Source organism: Kitasatospora albolonga (assembly GCF_039535905.1).
GTDB lineage: Bacteria > Actinomycetota > Actinomycetes > Streptomycetales > Streptomycetaceae > Kitasatospora > Kitasatospora albolonga.
The window spans coordinates 1-15,938 of sequence record NZ_BAAAYB010000088.1; the positions used below are offsets into that span (position 1 = coordinate 1).

The following is a 15,938-nucleotide window of genomic DNA, read 5'->3' on the forward strand; positions in this document are numbered from 1 at the left end:
GTGGCCGTGATGGTGCCGGTCGAGCTGCTGCTCAACGCGGGCCTTCAACCTCGGGCAGGACGCCTGTGCCGCCCCGGCGCGCAGTGTGGACCTGCTGGTCTGCGGCGGCGGTTCGCTGAACGGGCCGCTGTTCACCGACGCTCCGGGCTCCGCCGCCACCAGCGCGCAGGCGCTGGTGCTGCTGGTGCACCTGGCGCTGGCGCTGGCCGCCGCCTGCTGGCTGCGGCTGGGCGAGGCGGCGCTGACCGGCCTGGCCGAGGCGCTGCGGCTGCTGGCGGGGCTGCTGCCGCCGCCGCTGCGGGCGATGCTGCTCGCCCCCCTTCCGCTTCCCGAGCGGGCGCTCACGCCCCCGCTCCGCGCGGACGTCCTGCTCCCCCGGCGTGAAGGCGTGGTCCTCACCCCGGCGCCCCGGCGCGGGCCCCCGGCGCGCGAGTTCGCCCTCGCCCGCTGACGGAGCGCGTCACCCGCACCCCTGCTGGTCCGACCCTCCGGCGGCTCACCCCACCGACGGCACGGCCGTGTCCCGGCCTGCCCGCGCCCCAGGAGTTGACGGACCGTCATGACCACCCAGAAGAACACCCCGAAGAACACCCCGAAGACCGGCGCCGCCCGCGAGCGCCTCGCCGAGGCCCGCGAGGCGGAGACCCGCCGCGCCACCGTCCGGCGCCGCCTCGCCACGGCCGGCGCCGTGGTCGCCGTGCTCGCCCTCGCCGGCGCCACCGTCGCCGTGGTCTCCGCCACCCGCACCACCGCCGAACCCGCCTCCGCCTCCGTCGCCGCCCCGACCGCACTGGTGGTCCCGGCCAACGCCACCGGCCCGGACTCCACCGTGGTCACCTACGGCAAGGCCGACGCCCCGCACACCCTCAAGGTCTACGAGGACTTCCGCTGCCCGATCTGCGAGAAGCTGGAGACCAGCGCCGGGAAGACCATCCAGCAGCTGGCCGACGAGGGCACCTACAAGATCGAGTTCCACCTCGCCGCCTTCCTCGACGACAACCTCGGCGGCAAGGGCTCCAAGACCGCGCTGGCCGCCGCCGGGGCCGCGCTCAACGAGGGCCCGGACAAGTTCAAGGCCTTCCACGACGTGCTCTACGCCAACCAGCCGGACGAGCGCAAGGACGGCTTCGGTGACGTCAACACCATCCTCGACCTGGCCGGGAAGGTGCCGGGCCTGAAGACCGACGCCTTCGTCAAGGCCGTCCAGGAGGGCACCTACCTGCCCTGGGCCGCCAAGGTGGCGAAGGCCTTCAACGCCAGCGGCGTGCGCGGCACCCCCACCGTCCTGCTCGACGACAAGCCGCTGAACGTCTTCCCGAACAACCAGATCATCACCGGCGACGCCTTCGCCGCGCTGGTCCGCCAGAGCGTGGGCACACCGTGACCGCCGCCACCACCGCCCCGGTCCCCACCGCCCCGGTCCCCACCGCCCCGGTCCCCGCCACCCCGGTCCCCGCCGCCTCGGCCGACCGCCGGGTGGCCTGGCTGCTCACCGTCTGCGGCGCCCTCGGCCTGGCCGCCTCGGGCGTCCTGACGGTCGACAAGCTGCGGCTGCTCCAGGACCCGGCCTACGTGCCCAGCTGCAACATCAACCCGGTGATCAGCTGCGGCTCGGTCATGCGCACCGACCAGGCCAGCGCCTTCGGCGTCCCCAACTCGCTGTTCGGCCTGGCCGCCTTCGCGGTCGTGCTGGCCACCGGCGCGGGGTTGTTCGCGGGCGCCACCTACCGCCGCTGGTACTGGACCGGCCTCCAGCTCGGCAGTCTGGCCGGGGTCGGCTTCGTGCTCTGGCTGGCCGACCAGGCGCTGTACGAGATCGGCGCGCTCTGCCCGTACTGCCTGGTGGTCTGGGCGGTGGTGGCACCGCTCGCCTGGTATCTCTCGCTGCACAACTCGGCGTGGCTGCGCCGGGTGGTGGGGCGCTACCACTGGACGGTGCCGCTGCTCTGGTACACCGTCCTGGCGATGCTGGTGCTGGAGCGGTTCTGGTCCTACTGGCGCACCCTGCTGCCCTGACGCCTGGTCAGGGCAGCGGGCGGCTGCCCGGGCGGGGGCTCACTCGCCCGGGTAGCGCACGCCGATCCGTTCGCGGACGGCGTCCAGGGTGCGCATCACCGCGAGCGTCGAGTCCAGCGGCACGTAGGGGGACTCGGTGAGCCCCGCCCGCAGGCAGCGGACCACCTCGGCGGCCTCCGGCCCGTAGCCGTGGCCGGTGCTCGGGGCGGCCCGGTACGGCTCGGGGTCGCGGCCCTCGCGGTGCAGGGTGAAGCCGGCGGCGTGGAAGAAGTCCCGCTCCAGCTCGATCCAGCCCCCGGTGCCGTGGACGGCGGCGCGCTGGCCGCTCTGGGCGACCAGGGAGCAGTGCAGCAGCGCGGTGGCGCCGCCCGGGTGGCCGAGCAGCACGGCGGTGTTGGCGTCCACGCCGCGGTCGCTGAGCGAGGCCCGGGCCTGCACCGACTCCGGTTCGCCGAGCAGGAGTTGGGCGAAGGAGACGGGGTAGACGCCGAGGTCGAGCAGGGCGCCGCCGCCGAGCGCCGGATCCCAGAGCCGGTGGCCCGGGTCGGTCGGGCCCGCGAAGGAGAACTCGGCCTGGACGGACCGGACTTCACCGATCGCGCCGTCCTCCACCAGCTCGACGAGCCGGCGCACGGCGGGGTTGAGGTAGGTCCACATCGCCTCCATCAGGAACAGCTCGCGCTTGCGCGCGGTGGCGATCAGCTCGGCGCTCTGGCCGCTGTTCAGCGTGAACGGCTTCTCGCACAGCACGGCCTTGCCGGCCTCCAGCAGCAGCGCGGTGGCCTCGTGGTGCGCGGAGTGCGGGGTGGCCACGTACACCACGTCCACCTCGGGGTCGGCGGCCAGCTCACGCCAGCTCCCGTACGCACGGGGGATGCCGTACCGCCCGGCGAACTCCCGCGCCGCGGACTCGGTGCGCGAGGCGACGGCGTGCGCCACGGCCCCCTCCACCGCTGCCAGGTCCTCGGCGAAGGCGGCGGCGATCCCACCGGTGGCCAGGATCCCCCAGCGGATCGGACGGTCGGTGATCGGCTGCACGGACTCTCCTCGTCAACGGGCCCCCGCGGCAAACCGGGTGCGGCCCCGGCTTCGGGTACGGAACACTGCCGGGATGATCGTGATGAAGCCCGTGGTGGAAGTCAACGGTTCGGCGGACTTCGCCCTCTGGCCGGTCTCCGTGGTTCCCGACTTCTCCTTCCAGCCCCTGCACGGCGGCCTGACGCCGGCCGAGGTCGGCACGGCCGTGCTGGCGATCGCCTCCGCCAACCGGATCCGCTCCCACGACGGCGAGGACGACGACCGGGCGTTCGCGTCCGCGACCGCCCTCCTCCAGGGCCTGCTGACCCCGGAGGACCTGGTGGCCTTCGGCGGGCTGCAGGTCACCGACACCGGCACCGGCGTGGTGTTCAACCCGGCCTGCTGCGACGGTCTGGAGTCGTGGCGGGACTGGTACGCCGTCCCGCAGGGTGGCGAACTCTGGTACGGGCACCCGCCGTTGAGCCCGCATGCGGACGGCAACGGTCGCTCGGTCCGGCTCACCGTCGACGCCGAGGACCCGGCGAGCGCGGTCATCGAGCTCACGCACGGCGAGCTGGAGCGGCTGCTGGCCGGGGTGGAGCGGGACCTCGCGGACTTCCGGGCGCTGGCCGCCGCCTGGGCCGCCGAGCGGCTGCCGGAGGGGTACGCGGAGCCCGTCGCCGTCGCCCTGGCCCGGCTGTTCGCCGGGGAGTCCGCCTGACGGCGGCCCCGTGGGAGCGGCGGGCCCGGCACACCCCTCGTGGTGCCGGGCCCGCCGCCGTTCGGTGGCCGACCGCCGGGCGGCGCGGTCAGCGCGCGGCGGTCACGTTCTTGACCAGGGCCTTGGTCAGGTCGATGCCGGCGGACCCGGTGTTGCGCTGGTCGTTGTAGTAGGTGGTCACCACGACGCTGCCGACCCGGGCGGCCACCAGGGTGGCGCCGCCGGTCCAGGTCGGCGCGGTGCGGACGGCCTGGACGGCCTCGTCCCCGACGCCGGGCAGCTCCTTCAGCTCGATGGTGACCTTGTGCTTCACGCCGTCCTGCTCCGAGACGTAGCCGTGGCAGGCGGTCAGGGCCTCCCGGAGCTTGCCCATCACCACCCGGGCGTCGTCGCCCCGGTACGTCTCCAGCTCCTGGGCGAACATGTCCTGCGACTCGTCGGTGTAGTCGTTCTGCGCGAAGGACGCGTAGCTGTACCCGGCCACGTTGCTCCAGGCCGAGCCGTCGAAGGCCTTGCAGACCTGGTCCTGGGGGACGGCGGTCGGGGAGATCGGCGGATTGAAGCCGGTGCCGGTGCTGCGGACGCTGTCGGGGTTGAGCTTGAGCGTCGGCAGCGCCTCGGCAGGCAGCAGCATCGCGGCGAGCTGGGCGCCGTTGGGCAGCCCCTCGGTGCCGGTGGACTTGCGGGGGCTCGGCGAGGACGACGCGCTCGCGGTGGCCGCAGGGGACGCACCACCGGTCTGGATGTCGCCCTTCGGCTGGCAGGCGACGAGACCGAGGACCAGACCGGCGCCGCAGGTGAGGACGGCGGATCTGCGGAGGAACTGCGACATGAGGGGTGGGCACCTTTCGGGCGGACGGGACCAGGTGAGTGGCGCGCCAATCACAGCATGCACTGTGAACCGCGTCAACAGCCGTTCACGCCGTGAGGAAGGTTGTAGGATGCGAGCGCACCAGCACGCCGCCACGGAAGGGCCCGCTCAGTGACGGAGAACAGGACCGAGGTCACCGCCGCCGGAATCGCCCGCTTCGCCGGCGTCGGCCGAGCCGCGGTGAGCAACTGGCGGCGGCGGCACGGCGACTTCCCCAAGCCGGTCGGCGGCACCGACACCAGCCCGGTCTTCGACCTGGCCGAGGTCGAACGCTGGCTGCGCGACCAGGGCAAGGTCGACCAGGTCCCGCTGCGCGAGCGGCTCTGGCAGCAGGTCGAGCAGGACCCGGCCGGGGCGGCCACCGCGCTGCGCCTGATCGGCGCCGTCCTGCTGCTGCGCGAGCACCCCGCCGCCTGGCAGCGGCTGATCGCCACCGACGACGCCGAGCTGGCCCGCGAGCTGCCCTCCGCGCTCGCCGAGGCCCTGCGCGCTCGCCTCGGCGAGGACCACCCCGTCGCCGTCCCGGACGGGCCTGGGCTGACGGACCGTCTGCCGCTGGTGCGCGGGTGCGCGGAGCTGGCCGAGGAGACCGGGGCCCGTCAGGCGTACGAGTTCCTGATGGGCCGTCACCTGGAGGCCGGGCCGCGCCAGTACACCCTCACCCCCGCACCGCTGTCCGAGCTGATGGCCGCGCTGGCCGGCCGCGCCGGGCTGGTCCTGGACCCCGCCTGCGGCTTCGGCGGCCTGCTGCTGGCCACCGGACCCGGCTCCACCGTGACCGGCCAGGAGTCCGACCCCGACCTCGCCGCGCTCACCGCACTGCGGCTCGCCCTGCACACCGACGCGCCCGTCCGGATCCGGGTCGGCGACAGCCTGCGCACCGACGCCCACCCGGGCCTGCGGGCCGACGCGGTGCTCTGCCACCCCCCGTTCAACGAGCGCTCCTGGGGCCACGAGGAGCTCGCCTACGACCCCCGCTGGGAGTACGGCCTGCCGCCCAGGACCGAGTCCGAACTGGCCTGGGTCCAGCACGCCCTCGGCCACCTGGACGACGGCGCCCCCGCCGTCCTGCTGATGCCCCCGGCGGCGGCCTCCCGCCGCTCGGGCCGCCGCATCCGGGCCGACCTGCTGCGGCGCGGCGCCCTGCGCGCCGTGGTCGCCCTGCCCGCCGGTGCGGCCCCGCCGTTCGGCATCCCGCTGCACCTGTGGGTGCTGCGCCGCCCGGCGGCCCACGCGCCCCAGCCGCAGCAGCTGCTGGTGGTGAACGTCGCGGACCGCCCGGACGGCCAGGACCGGCTGCCCTGGCCCGAGTTGCGCGGCGCGGTGCTGACGGCCTGGCAGGAGTTCGACCGGGACGGCGCGACCACGGAGCGCCCCGGCCTCAGCCGCACCGTCCCGCTGGTCGACCTGCTCGACGACGACGTGGACGTGACCCCGGCCCGCCACCTGCCGGCCCGGGCGGTCGAGCCCGGCCGGGCCGCCCTGGCCGGGCTCCACCAGCAACTCACCGCGGCCCTGCGGAGCGCCACCGACCTGGCGCCGAAGGCCGGGCCGGCCACCCGGCCCGGCCGCTGGGCGATGACCAGCATCGGTGAACTCGCCCGCAGCGGTGCCCTGGTGGTCCTCACCGGCGGCCCCGGGGGCGGCCAGGGCGGCGGCCCGCCGATCCTGACCGAGCACGACGTGCTGACCGGCGGACCGCCGTCCGGCGCCCCGCCCGAGGGCGCGGCCGAGGAGGCGGTGCTCCTCCGGGTCGGGGACGTCCTGGTACCGGTTCTCGGCCGCGGCACGGTCACCCGGGTCGTCGGCCCGGCCACCGCCGGGGCCGCCCTCGGGCGCAACGTGCACCTGCTGAGGCCCGATGCCGCCGTCCTGGACCCGTGGTTCCTGTCCGGCTTCGTACGCGGCACCGCCAACAACCAGCAGGCCAGCAGTTTCACCTCGTCCGCCGTCCGGCTGGACGTGCGCCGCCTCCAGGTGCCGCGGCTGCCCCTGTCCGACCAGCGGCTGTACGGCGAGCGGTTCCGCGCCCTGGCCGACTTCGAGGCGGCGTACCGGACGGCGGCCGGGCTGGGCGAGCAGCTCGTCCAGGGCCTCTACGACGGCCTCACCGACGGGAGCCTGGCGCCTCGTTAGACCGGCAGACGGACCCCGGAGCGATCTGTAAGCTGCCCTCCGGCAGACAGCCAGCCCCCACCCACAGCGCCGGAGGAGTCCCGCCATGTACGGCCCGACCCCGACGGCCCCGGCCCCGCCGACGCCCGGCAGTGCGGTACGGGTGTGGCTCGTGCTCCTGCGGGCGGCCCTGGCCCTGATCGCGGTCTGCAGCCTCGGCTTCCTCGCGTGGTTGCCGTTGCTGGTCCCGGCCCTGGTCCACCGGCGGCTCCGCGACTGGCTGCTCTTCTGCGCCTCGCTCGCCGTGGTCCTGGGCAGCGGGTTCCTGATCGGCAGGTCGGACGACACCTCTGTCGCGATCGCCATGCTGATCCTGCTCAGCCAGGCGGCCCTCGTGTCGGCCTACACCGCCGCGGTCGGTCTGACCCGTCGTCAGGCTCCGCCTCCCCCGGCGGTGCCCGGCAACCCGCCCGTCTGGTACGGCCACGCGCTGCCCGCGCCGCACGCCGCCGTGCTGCCACCCGTGACCGGCTACGCCCTCCCGGCCGTGCCGAACCAGCGGCGGGTCGACCAAGTCCGCTCCGGACTTGACGAACTCAGCGCCTACCTGAAGCAGCAGGACGCTCCGTGAGGGCCCGTCTGATCAGCGGACGCTACGAGTTGACCACCCTGATCGGCCAGGGCGGCATGGGCCAGGTGTGGACGGCGCACGACCACACCCTCGACCGCCGGGTCGCCGTCAAACTCCTCCGGCCGGACCGGATCACCGGTTCCGAGCACGCCGGGGACCTACGGCGCCGGTTCGCCCGCGAGTGCCGTGTCACCGCCCGGATCGACCACCCGGGCCTGGTCACCGTGCACGACGTCGCGCACGACGGGGACGACCTCTGCCTGGTGATGCAGTACGTCCGCGGGTCGGACCTGGCCGACCACCTGGCCGAGCAGGACCCGTACCCCTGGCCCTGGGCGGTCGCCGTGGCGGCCCAGCTCTGCTCGGTGCTGGCCGCCGTGCACGCGCTGCCGGCCGTGCACCGCGACCTCAAGCCGCGCAACGTGATGGTCCGCACCGACGGCACCGTGGTCCTGCTGGACCTCGGCCTCGCCACCGTCCTGGACAGCGACGCCTCCCGGCTCACCCTCACCGGGACGCACCTCGGCAGCCCGGCGTACACGGCTCCGGAGCAGGCCATCGGCGATCCGGTCGGCCCGCGCACCGACCTCTACTCGCTCGGCGTGATCCTGCACGAACTGCTGAGCGGCAGCGTCCCGTTCACCCGCACCGCCCCGCTCGGCCTGCTGCACCAGCACCTCCACGAGCCGCCGGCCCCGCTGCGCACGATCAGGCCGGAGGTTCCCGAGCCGCTCGAGGCGCTGGTCCTCCACCTGCTCGCCAAGGACCCGCGCGACCGGCCGGCCGACGCGACGGCGGTGTACCGAGCGCTCGAACCCCTGCTCCCGAGGCCGGCCGAAGGCCCGGCGGCCGCCTCCGGCGGAGGACCACCGACGGACCCGACCCGGCCCTTCCGCCGGCCGTACGCCCCCTGGACCGACCGTCCGACGCCCGTACCGCCCGCACCGCCCGTGACGGCCCCGCGTGCGGCGGACACCCCGGAGACGGACGTGGCCGCCGCCGTCGAGGAGGCCAGACGGCTGCTGGACGCCGGACGGCTCTCGGACGCGGTCGGCCCGCTCGGCCGGGCCCTGCCCGTCGCGGTGGAGACCCACGGCCCGCACTCGGCCGTCGTCCTGATGCTGCGCAGGCAGTACGCCGCGACGCTGCTGGAGGCCGGGATGTTCGGCACGGCGCTCCCCGAACTCCGGCTGCTGATCGAGGAGTCCGTCACCGGGAACGGCCCGGACGATCCGCGGACCGCGCACCTGCGGGCCGAGGCGGCGCAGTGCTTGGACCGCCTCGGCGACCACGCGGGCGCACTCGCCGAGTACCGCGCCGCGCTCCCCGGGCTGGACCGGCTCGCGGCCACCGATGCGGCGCCCGCCCTGGACGCCCGCCACCGCATCGCCCGGCTGCAGCTGCAGACCGGTGCCGACGCCGAGGCCCGGACGACGCTGCTCCAGGTGCTGCTCGGCGCCGAGCGGCACTACGGCCCGCACCACCCGATCGCCGCCGAGACCCGCCGGTTCCTGGAGCGGCTGGACGGCCGCTGAGGACCGCCGGGTGACGGCCCGTCAGGCGACGGCCGGGACGAGCTCCTTGCCGTAGCAGAGGCTCTCCGGGTGGTCGCGGTAGTAGCCGTACTTGGTGATCGGCCGGTAGCCCTCGGACTCGTACAGCCCGATCGCCTCCGGCTGCTCGGTGCCGGTCTCCAGGATCAGCCTGGTCAGACCGGCGGCCAGCGCCTCGGCCTCCAGGTGCCGCAGCACCGCCCGGGACAGGCCCCGGCCGCGGGCGGAGGCCGAGACGTACATCCGCTTCAGCTCGCCGTCGCCGTCCCGGACGTCGTCCGGCCCGGCCTGCTTGACCCGGAAGCCGCCGCAGGCGACCGGCACGCCGTCCAGGTAGCCCACCACGAAGAGCCCGGCCGGCGGGTCGAAGTGCTCGGGGTGGATGACCGTCAGGTCGCCCTCGCCGTACCGCTGGACGTACTCCTGCTGGACCTCGGCCGAGAGCTTGGCGGCGTCGGGGTGCGCGAAACCGGTGGTGCGGATCTCCATGGCCGCCAAGCCTACGGCCTCACCGTCCGGACGTGATCAGCGGCCTTCGAACCGGGCCACCAGATCGTCCTTGCCGAACATCCGGGCCGTCTCGACGGCGGTCGGGGCGCCCGCCCTGGGGTCGGCGTTCCCCTCCAGCAGCGCGTCGATCACCGCGGCCTCGCCCTTGAAGACGGCGCCCGCGAGCGGCGTCTGGCCCCGGTCGTTGACCCGGTCCGGATCGGCGCCGTGCCCGAGCAGGACCCGGACGGTGTCGGCGTGGCCGTGGTACGCGGCCAGCATCACCAGGGAGTCACCGCGGTCGTTCGACAGGTCGGCCGGGGCCCCGGCGTCCAGGTAGGCGCCGAGCAGTGCGGTGTCGCCCTGGCGGGCGGCGTCGAAGAGCTTGCCGGCGAGTGCGATGACCTCGGCGTCCGGGGTCTTGGGAGCGTCGGCGGAGTCTGACATTGACGGGGCCTCTCTCGGATCGGGGTCGGTGGTGCCGTACGCACCGTAGCGGACGACACGCGCACGGACGGTAGGGGCAGCCGTTCGGGCGAATTTCGCCGCTCGTGTACGCCCTACGTCGGGGTTCTCCGGGAAACCACCCATTTGCCACGTTCCATCATCTATTACTTTTTGTCACGATAAGGACACTTTCGGTTACGCCGAATTCCTGTGTGTCCCGTCGTCCCCAGACCGAGGAGCCGTCGCGTGATTCTCTCCATCTCCGGCATCGTCCTGTTCGGCACCATCGCATTCCTGTTCTTCCGCCGAGACGGGCTCAAGGTCTCGCACGCGATCGTCTGCGCACTCCTCGGTTTCTACATCGCGGGCTCTTCGATCGCCCCGAGCATCCAGGCCGGCGGCGCGAGCCTCGCGAGCCTGCTCGGCGGCATCAAGTTCTGACGGTCCGGTCTCCGTTCGGCCCGGGTGCGGATCCCCACCGCCCCGGGCCTGAAGCGTCTTCCCGTCCCCTTCCCCCGTCCCCGGAGAGTCCCGCCGAATGTCCGTCACCCGCCACCTCAGCCGAGGCCGCGACCTGGCCCGCACCGCCGGCGACCACGCCGCCGACATGTTCGCCCCGCTCACCGTGCTCGGCCGCGGCCTGCGCCACCACTCCGACTGGGCCAAGGCCCGCTGGGCCGCCACCCCCAAGGAGAAGCGCGGCCCGACGCTCTTCCTGACCGCCGCCGCCGTGCTCGGCGTCTTCCTGATCCCGCGCGGCCCGCTGTTCGCCCTGATCGCCGTGATGGCCAGCGCCGCCTGGTACGGACGCTCCCCCAAGGCCGCCCCCGCGGCGCCCGCCCCGGACGCCGGCGACCTCAAGCTGGCGGCCCTCTACGCCGCGCTGACCCCGTACCTGGCCGGCCTGGACGACCCGAGCCCGCTGTACTCCGCCGAGGGCAGCCACAAGGCGGCCTTCAGCGGCTGGGAGTTCGACGGGGAGGGCCGCCTGTCCACCCTGGACCTCGCCTACCCCGCCTGGTTCACCGACACCGAGCCCTCCGCCCGGGCCCGGATCGAGCAGGTGATCCAGGGCAAGGCCGGCCGCGGCCGCGAGTACCGCTTCGACTGGGACGAGGAGTCCAACCGGCTGCGGGTGAGCGCCCTGGCCCCGCTGCCCACCGACGTCTGGGCCCAGCCCTTCGTCACCGCTCCCGGCGAGATCGTGCTCGGCTTCACCGACGGCCACGACAGCCAGCGCACCATCCCGGTCACCCAGGGCGGCGCCACCGCGCAGCAGCCCCCGGTGATCTGGCGCACCGGCCCGCGGGCCGGCGAGCCGCACCTGCTGGCCCTCGGCACGGCCGGCTCCGGCACCTCCACCCTGCTGCGCTCGATCGCCCTCCAGGCGCTGCGCCACGGCGACCTGATGGTGATCGACGGCGCGGGCACCGGCGAGCACGCCTGCCTGGTCAACCGCCCCGGCGTGCACACCGTGGAGACCAGCCTGCGCGGCACCCTGGCAGCCCTGGAGTGGGCCGCCAACGAGACCGAGCGCCGCCTCTCCGCCCTCAACGCGGCCCGCCACCACGGGGTGGCCGTCCCCGAGGACGTCACCCGCCCGCTCTGGCTGCTGCTCGACCACCCCACGGAGCTCACCGAGCTGGCCCACGCCGAGGGCCGCCCGGACCCGCAGGAGCTGCTGGAGCTGCCGCTGCGGCACGGCCGGGCGGCCCGGGTCACCGTGGTGATCGCCGAGGACCTGACGGCGTACGAGCGGATCTCCCCGACCGCCCGGGCCACCACCCGGGCCCGGGTGGTGCTCGGCCAGACCACCGCCGAGACCGCCTCCGCCGCCCTCGCCACCGCGCTGGACATCACCCCGGCGGCCGGCCGCACCGAGCCCGGCCGCGGCTACGCCCGCCTCGGCACCGCCGCCCCCGTCCGCCTCCAGGTGCCGGCCACGGTGGACCCGCTGGACGAGGAGGCCCCCACCGCGCAGCGCGAGGCGGTGATCGCCCTGCTCCCCCACCGCGACACCCGCACCGAGGCGGCCGCCGACCCGCTGGTGAAGGCCCCGGCGACGTCCTCCGCCACCGACGGACCCGCCCCCGCAGTGCCCGACATGCCGAAGGAACCGCCCGCGATCCGCCCCCGTCCCGTGTGGTGAATCCGTAACCGCTAAGCTGTCTGGCCGCGACCAACTGGACAACTCTGCGCAACGATGACGGCACACTGGGTGATAAATACGTTCAGATGTGACAAATCGGGCGACGATGGGTACAAACAGTGGCGGCACGACAGGCGACGCACGCCCCGGAACGGGAATCTTCGTCGGTGGCCGAGCGTTGACCGAACGACGATGACAGACCACTAGTCCTGTGGGCCAGAAGCCCGGGAGGCACGATTTCATGAGCGAGCGAGCTCTCCGCGGCACGCGACTCGGGGCGACCAGCTACGAGACCGACCGTGGAATCGACCTGGCTCCCCGCCAGACCGTCGAGTACGCATGTCAGAACGGACACCGGTTCGAGGTTCCCTTCTCCGTCGAGGCGGAGATCCCCTCGGCCTGGGAATGCCGGTTCTGTGGCCAGGAGGCCATGCTGCTCGACGGTGATGAGCCGGAGGAGAAGAAGACCAAGCCGACGCGTACCCATTGGGACATGCTGATGGAGCGTCGGACGCGCGAGGAGCTCGAGGAGGTCCTGGCAGAGCGCCTGGCCGTCCTCCGCTCCGGTGGGATGAACCTCGCGGTGCACCCGCGGGACACCCGCAAGAGCGCCTGACCCCGTAGTACCCGTGCAGTACCCCGTAGCACCGAAGGGGCCCGAGCTTCCGATCAGGAAGCCCGGGCCCCTCGGTGTTTCCGAGCTCGTCCCTCAGCCGGCGATCGGGGGACGGTAGTCGGTGTCCGGCCCCTTGGCCGGGCCGGTGGCCGGGTCGACCACCTCGCCCTGGATGACCTTGCCGTCGGGGCGGTGGATGCGCAGCTGCTCCTGCAGGCGCACGGCGTCCGCCAGGCGGTCCGCACCGACCGGGGAGGTGGAGCGCAGCGCCCTGCCCGCCAGGCGGCGGCCCAGCGAGCGCCAGAGCGCCCTGGTGGGCGGGAAGAGCAGCGAGAGGCCGAGCACGTCGGAGAGGAAGCCCGGCAGGATCAGCAGCGTCCCGGCCAGCACGGTCATGCTGGTGCCGGTCTGCGGCTGGGCGGACTGCGGGGACCTGCTCTGCTCGATCGCGGCCGAGATCGCCTTCATCCCGGCGCGCTTGATCAGCCAGCCGCCGAGGAAGGCGCCGCCGGCCAGCAGCAGGATCACGGCGAACCAGCTGGTCGCCGAGGCGACCACGGTCAGCAGCCAGATCTCCAGCACCAGCCAGGCGGCGATCAGCAGCGGCAGCACCCGGCGCACACGGCTGCGCGGCGGGGCAGAGGGGGCCGGGGGTACGTGCTGGCTCACGGTTCTGATCCACTCCGTCGTGGCACCCGGCTCTGGACCGGGCCGGCTTCTCCGGCCCGCACCCCGGGCGCCACCTGGGACAACGGTCAGGAACCGGTCGGTGTTCCGGAGCCCCTCCGCCGGCGCAGCGCCCCCAGCGCGACCAGCGCGCAGGCGCCGAGGCCGGTCAGCGCCAGCACCCACTCGGGCCCGGCACCGACCCGGTCCGCGACCGTCCTGCCGTCCCGCAGCGGCACCACCGCGCTGAGCTCGGCGGCGGTCATCAGCCTGCTCTCCTGCACCACCGTGCCGTCGGGGGCGATGATCGCGCTGATGCCGTTGGTGGCGGCGATCAGCACCGCGCGGCCGTGCTCGACCGCCCGCAGGCGGGACATCGCCAGCTGCTGCTGGGGCTGGCCGGTCTCCGAGTAGGTGGCGTTGTTGGTCTGCACGACCAGTACCCGGCCGCCCTCGTTGACGGTGTCGCGGACGATGCCGTCGTAGGCGACCTCGAAGCAGATCACGTCGCCGATCCGGGCCGGGCCGAGGTCCATGACGCCGTTCTTCGTGCCCGGGTAGAAGTCGCGGGCGACCATCTGCAGCCGGGTGATCACCTTGGACAGCTGGTCACGGAAGGGCACGTACTCGCCGAACGGCACCGGGTGCTGCTTGGTGTACGAGGCACCGGGGCCGGTCTTCGGGTCCCAGACGATGCCCTGGTTCTGCACGTGCTGGGCGTCCGGGCCGTCGACCAGGGTGCCGACCAGGACGGGCACGCCGATCGCCTTCACGGCCTCGTCGATCCGGGCGTACGCGAGCGGCTCGGAGAACGGGTCGAGGTCGGAGGAGTTCTCCGGCCAGATGACCACGTCGGGCTTCTCCGCCTTGCCGGCCGCGATGTCGGCGGCGAGCTTCTCGGTGGCCCGGGCGTGGTTGTTCAGCACCGTCATCGGGCGGCCCAGGAAGTGCATGCCGGGGCTCGGCACGTCGCCCTGGATCACCGCGACCTTGAGGGTGTCGTCGGCGGCGGTCGGGACGGGCACCAGGTACCCGGCCAGCAGCGCGGCCACCGCGCCCGCCACGCCCGCCGCCGCGGCGGGCCGGGCACCGCGGCGCAGCCGGAGCGCGGCCCAGGCCAGCAGGGCGCCGCTCAGCGCGACGGCGAAGGTCACCAGCGGGGCGCCGCCCAGCGCCGCGAGCGGAGTGAACGGGCTGGCGGTGTTGGCGAAGGCCAGCCGGCCCCAGGGGAAGCCGCCCAGCGGTATCCGGTCCCGGGCCCACTCCTGGGCGACCCAGAGGCAGGCCGCCCAGAGCGGCCAGCCGCGCAGGCGGGAGGTGGCGGCCAGGCCCGAGCCCAGGGCGGCCATGAACAGCGCCTCGATGACGGAGAGTCCGACGGTGGCGTCCCAGCCGATCACCCGCAGCCAGCCGAGCAGCAGCAGGAAGAACGGCAGGCCGAACGCGAAGCCCGTCCACGCCCCCTGACGGGCCGTCCGCCCACGGGTGAGCAGCGACAGGGCGGCGACGCCGACCAGCGACAGCGGCCACAGGCCGTACGGCGGGAAGGCCAGCGCGAGCAGCAGCCCGGCGGCCACGGCCAGGCCGGTCCGGCGCAGGTCCGGCAGCCGGATCAGCCTCCGCTGGACCGGGGTCTCGGGCTCGGTTTCCGCCACGGGGCGTTCCTGTTCGACGGGCAGTGCCACCTGCGCACCACCTCTCTGCTGTGCACGCGCTTCCATTCTGGTCGGAAGACGGTACCCCGGAGACCCCGGAACACGGGAGCCAGGCCCGTGCACCCCGTGGACTTCCGCCCCTCCCCGTCCGCTCCTACGATCACGATCATGTCGATCACGTCACCGATACCCGTCCTGCGGGGAAGCCAGGGCGCCGTGCTGCGTCTCGACGGCGAGGCCCTGGTCCTGACCCGCCCGCCACGCGCAGCTGCGGATCCCTTGGCGGCGGTCCGCCGGGTGCGCGCGGAGGACCGGTCGGTGAGCGTCGAGCTGGCCGCCGGGGCCGCCGTGCACCGGGTCGCCGGGGGTGAGCAGCGCCGCCGCCGCGGTCTTCGCCGCGGCGGTGACCGCAGCGCTGCCCGAGCACACCCGACGAGGAGGCCGTCGTCGTCACCAGCACCGTGGCCGAGACGCGGCCGCAGCGGCGGATCCGCCTGCTCAAGCGCTGGGCGCTCCTGCTCGGCCTCGTGGTGACGGCCGTGTCCGCCGTCACCGGCATCGCCACGGGCGGGCTCACCGGGATCGTGCTCGGTGTGATGAGCCTGCTGTGCGGCGCCTTGGGCGTGGCGATGACGGCGGTCGGCCTCGGCGGGCTCTGGCTGGCGCACCGTCAGCGGTACCTGCTCCGCCACGGCATCACCGTCGAGGCCGAGCGGCTGCCCGACCAGCCGTGGACGTACGCGTACACGGACACCGACGGCGTGAGCCGCTCCCTGTGGGCCAAGAGCGCCTCCGCCACCCTGGAGGTCGCCTACGCCCCCGGGGACCCCTCGGAGGTGGTCGTCCGCCGGTCAGGGGCGCAGCACCGCCCGGGAGGCCGCCTTCGCGCTGGGCCTGTCCGCCTGCGGCCTCGCCGCCCTGGGCGGGGTGGTGGTCCTGCTGGTCGGGTCCCTCCAGGGCGTGTACGTCGGCGTGTAGCGGGCCCTCTCAGG

General features: G+C 74.3%; 18 protein-coding genes. 11 read left to right on the forward strand and 7 right to left on the reverse strand.

What is annotated here, in order from left to right; all coding sequences use genetic code 11:
* Window positions 1-85 precede the first annotated feature (85 nt).
* From ABD946_RS21600 to ABD946_RS21610, 3 genes are all read left to right on the forward strand, one after another.
* Window positions 86-451 (forward strand): hypothetical protein, encoded by a 366-nt coding sequence (locus tag ABD946_RS21600; RefSeq protein ID WP_345286002.1) that lies wholly within the window; start codon window positions 86-88, stop codon window positions 449-451.
* Between the two features lie 108 nt (window positions 452-559).
* Window positions 560-1,384, forward strand: a complete 825-nt coding sequence (locus tag ABD946_RS21605; RefSeq protein ID WP_345286004.1) for a DsbA family protein — start codon at window positions 560-562, stop codon at window positions 1,382-1,384.
* Entirely contained in the window at window positions 1,381-2,016 is a 636-nt protein-coding gene (locus ABD946_RS21610; protein ID WP_345286005.1) for a vitamin K epoxide reductase family protein, read from the forward strand. The genes ABD946_RS21605 and ABD946_RS21610 overlap by 4 nt, the downstream gene beginning before the upstream one ends.
* A gap of 39 nt (window positions 2,017-2,055) precedes the next feature.
* On the opposite strand, the gene ABD946_RS21615 is transcribed toward ABD946_RS21610, so the two are convergent.
* Window positions 2,056-3,054: a Gfo/Idh/MocA family protein gene (locus tag ABD946_RS21615; protein ID WP_345286007.1), complete on the reverse strand. Its 999-nt coding sequence runs from the start codon at window positions 3,052-3,054 to the stop codon at window positions 2,056-2,058.
* A gap of 73 nt (window positions 3,055-3,127) precedes the next feature.
* Between ABD946_RS21615 and ABD946_RS21620 the strand changes: the two genes are divergently transcribed.
* A complete protein-coding gene (locus ABD946_RS21620) occupies window positions 3,128-3,754 on the forward strand; it encodes a hypothetical protein (RefSeq protein WP_345286008.1) in 627 nt (208 codons plus the stop codon).
* An 88-nt stretch (window positions 3,755-3,842) separates the two neighbouring features.
* Here the strand turns inward: ABD946_RS21620 and ABD946_RS21625 are convergent, their stop codons facing one another.
* Window positions 3,843-4,586, reverse strand: coding sequence for a hypothetical protein (locus ABD946_RS21625; protein ID WP_345286010.1), 744 nt, complete (start codon window positions 4,584-4,586; stop codon window positions 3,843-3,845).
* A 150-nt stretch (window positions 4,587-4,736) separates the two neighbouring features.
* Between ABD946_RS21625 and ABD946_RS21630 the strand changes: the two genes are divergently transcribed.
* From ABD946_RS21630 to ABD946_RS21640, 3 genes are all read left to right on the forward strand, one after another.
* On the forward strand, window positions 4,737-6,761 hold the full coding sequence (locus ABD946_RS21630; RefSeq protein ID WP_345286011.1) for an N-6 DNA methylase: 2,025 nt from the start codon (window positions 4,737-4,739) through the stop codon (window positions 6,759-6,761).
* Window positions 6,762-6,846: 85 nt separating this feature from the next.
* On the forward strand, window positions 6,847-7,371 hold the full coding sequence (locus tag ABD946_RS21635; protein WP_345286013.1) for a hypothetical protein: 525 nt from the start codon (window positions 6,847-6,849) through the stop codon (window positions 7,369-7,371).
* Window positions 7,368-8,906 carry a serine/threonine-protein kinase gene (locus ABD946_RS21640; protein ID WP_345286014.1) on the forward strand — a complete coding sequence of 513 codons (1,539 nt, stop codon included), beginning with the start codon at window positions 7,368-7,370 and terminating at the stop codon, window positions 8,904-8,906. Before ABD946_RS21635 ends, ABD946_RS21640 begins: the two co-directional genes overlap by 4 nt.
* A gap of 21 nt (window positions 8,907-8,927) precedes the next feature.
* Here the strand turns inward: ABD946_RS21640 and ABD946_RS21645 are convergent, their stop codons facing one another.
* Both ABD946_RS21645 and ABD946_RS21650 read right to left on the reverse strand, forming a co-directional pair.
* Complete coding sequence (locus ABD946_RS21645; RefSeq protein ID WP_345286016.1) at window positions 8,928-9,413, reverse strand: GNAT family N-acetyltransferase; 486 nt, start codon at window positions 9,411-9,413, stop codon at window positions 8,928-8,930.
* 36 nt (window positions 9,414-9,449) lie between these two features.
* A complete protein-coding gene (locus ABD946_RS21650) occupies window positions 9,450-9,860 on the reverse strand; it encodes an ankyrin repeat domain-containing protein (RefSeq protein ID WP_345286018.1) in 411 nt (136 codons plus the stop codon).
* A gap of 246 nt (window positions 9,861-10,106) precedes the next feature.
* Here ABD946_RS21650 and ABD946_RS21655 point away from each other — a divergent pair, with 246 nt between their 5' ends.
* The 3 genes from ABD946_RS21655 to ABD946_RS21665 all read left to right on the forward strand — a co-directional run bounded on the left by ABD946_RS21655 (window position 10,107) and on the right by ABD946_RS21665 (window position 12,625).
* Window positions 10,107-10,301 (forward strand): hypothetical protein, encoded by a 195-nt coding sequence (locus ABD946_RS21655; RefSeq protein WP_345286020.1) that lies wholly within the window; start codon window positions 10,107-10,109, stop codon window positions 10,299-10,301.
* Window positions 10,302-10,398: 97 nt separating this feature from the next.
* Complete coding sequence (locus tag ABD946_RS21660; RefSeq protein ID WP_345286022.1) at window positions 10,399-12,009, forward strand: hypothetical protein; 1,611 nt, start codon at window positions 10,399-10,401, stop codon at window positions 12,007-12,009.
* A gap of 241 nt (window positions 12,010-12,250) precedes the next feature.
* Complete coding sequence (locus ABD946_RS21665) at window positions 12,251-12,625, forward strand: RNA polymerase-binding protein RbpA (RefSeq protein ID WP_345286024.1); 375 nt, start codon at window positions 12,251-12,253, stop codon at window positions 12,623-12,625.
* Between the two features lie 93 nt (window positions 12,626-12,718).
* Here ABD946_RS21665 and fxsA read toward each other — a convergent pair whose 3' ends face one another.
* The 3 genes from fxsA to ABD946_RS21680 all read right to left on the reverse strand — a co-directional run bounded on the left by fxsA (window position 12,719) and on the right by ABD946_RS21680 (window position 15,375).
* Complete coding sequence (fxsA, locus tag ABD946_RS21670; RefSeq protein WP_345286026.1) at window positions 12,719-13,294, reverse strand: FxsA family membrane protein; 576 nt, start codon at window positions 13,292-13,294, stop codon at window positions 12,719-12,721.
* A gap of 86 nt (window positions 13,295-13,380) precedes the next feature.
* Window positions 13,381-15,012, reverse strand: coding sequence for an apolipoprotein N-acyltransferase (lnt, locus tag ABD946_RS21675; RefSeq protein ID WP_380148616.1), 1,632 nt, complete (start codon window positions 15,010-15,012; stop codon window positions 13,381-13,383).
* Between the two features lie 114 nt (window positions 15,013-15,126).
* On the reverse strand, window positions 15,127-15,375 hold the full coding sequence (locus ABD946_RS21680) for a hypothetical protein (RefSeq protein ID WP_345286028.1): 249 nt from the start codon (window positions 15,373-15,375) through the stop codon (window positions 15,127-15,129).
* 32 nt (window positions 15,376-15,407) lie between these two features.
* Here ABD946_RS21680 and ABD946_RS21685 point away from each other — a divergent pair.
* The coding region (locus ABD946_RS21685; protein ID WP_345286030.1) for a hypothetical protein at window positions 15,408-15,938 on the forward strand (531 nt) is incomplete at its 3' end.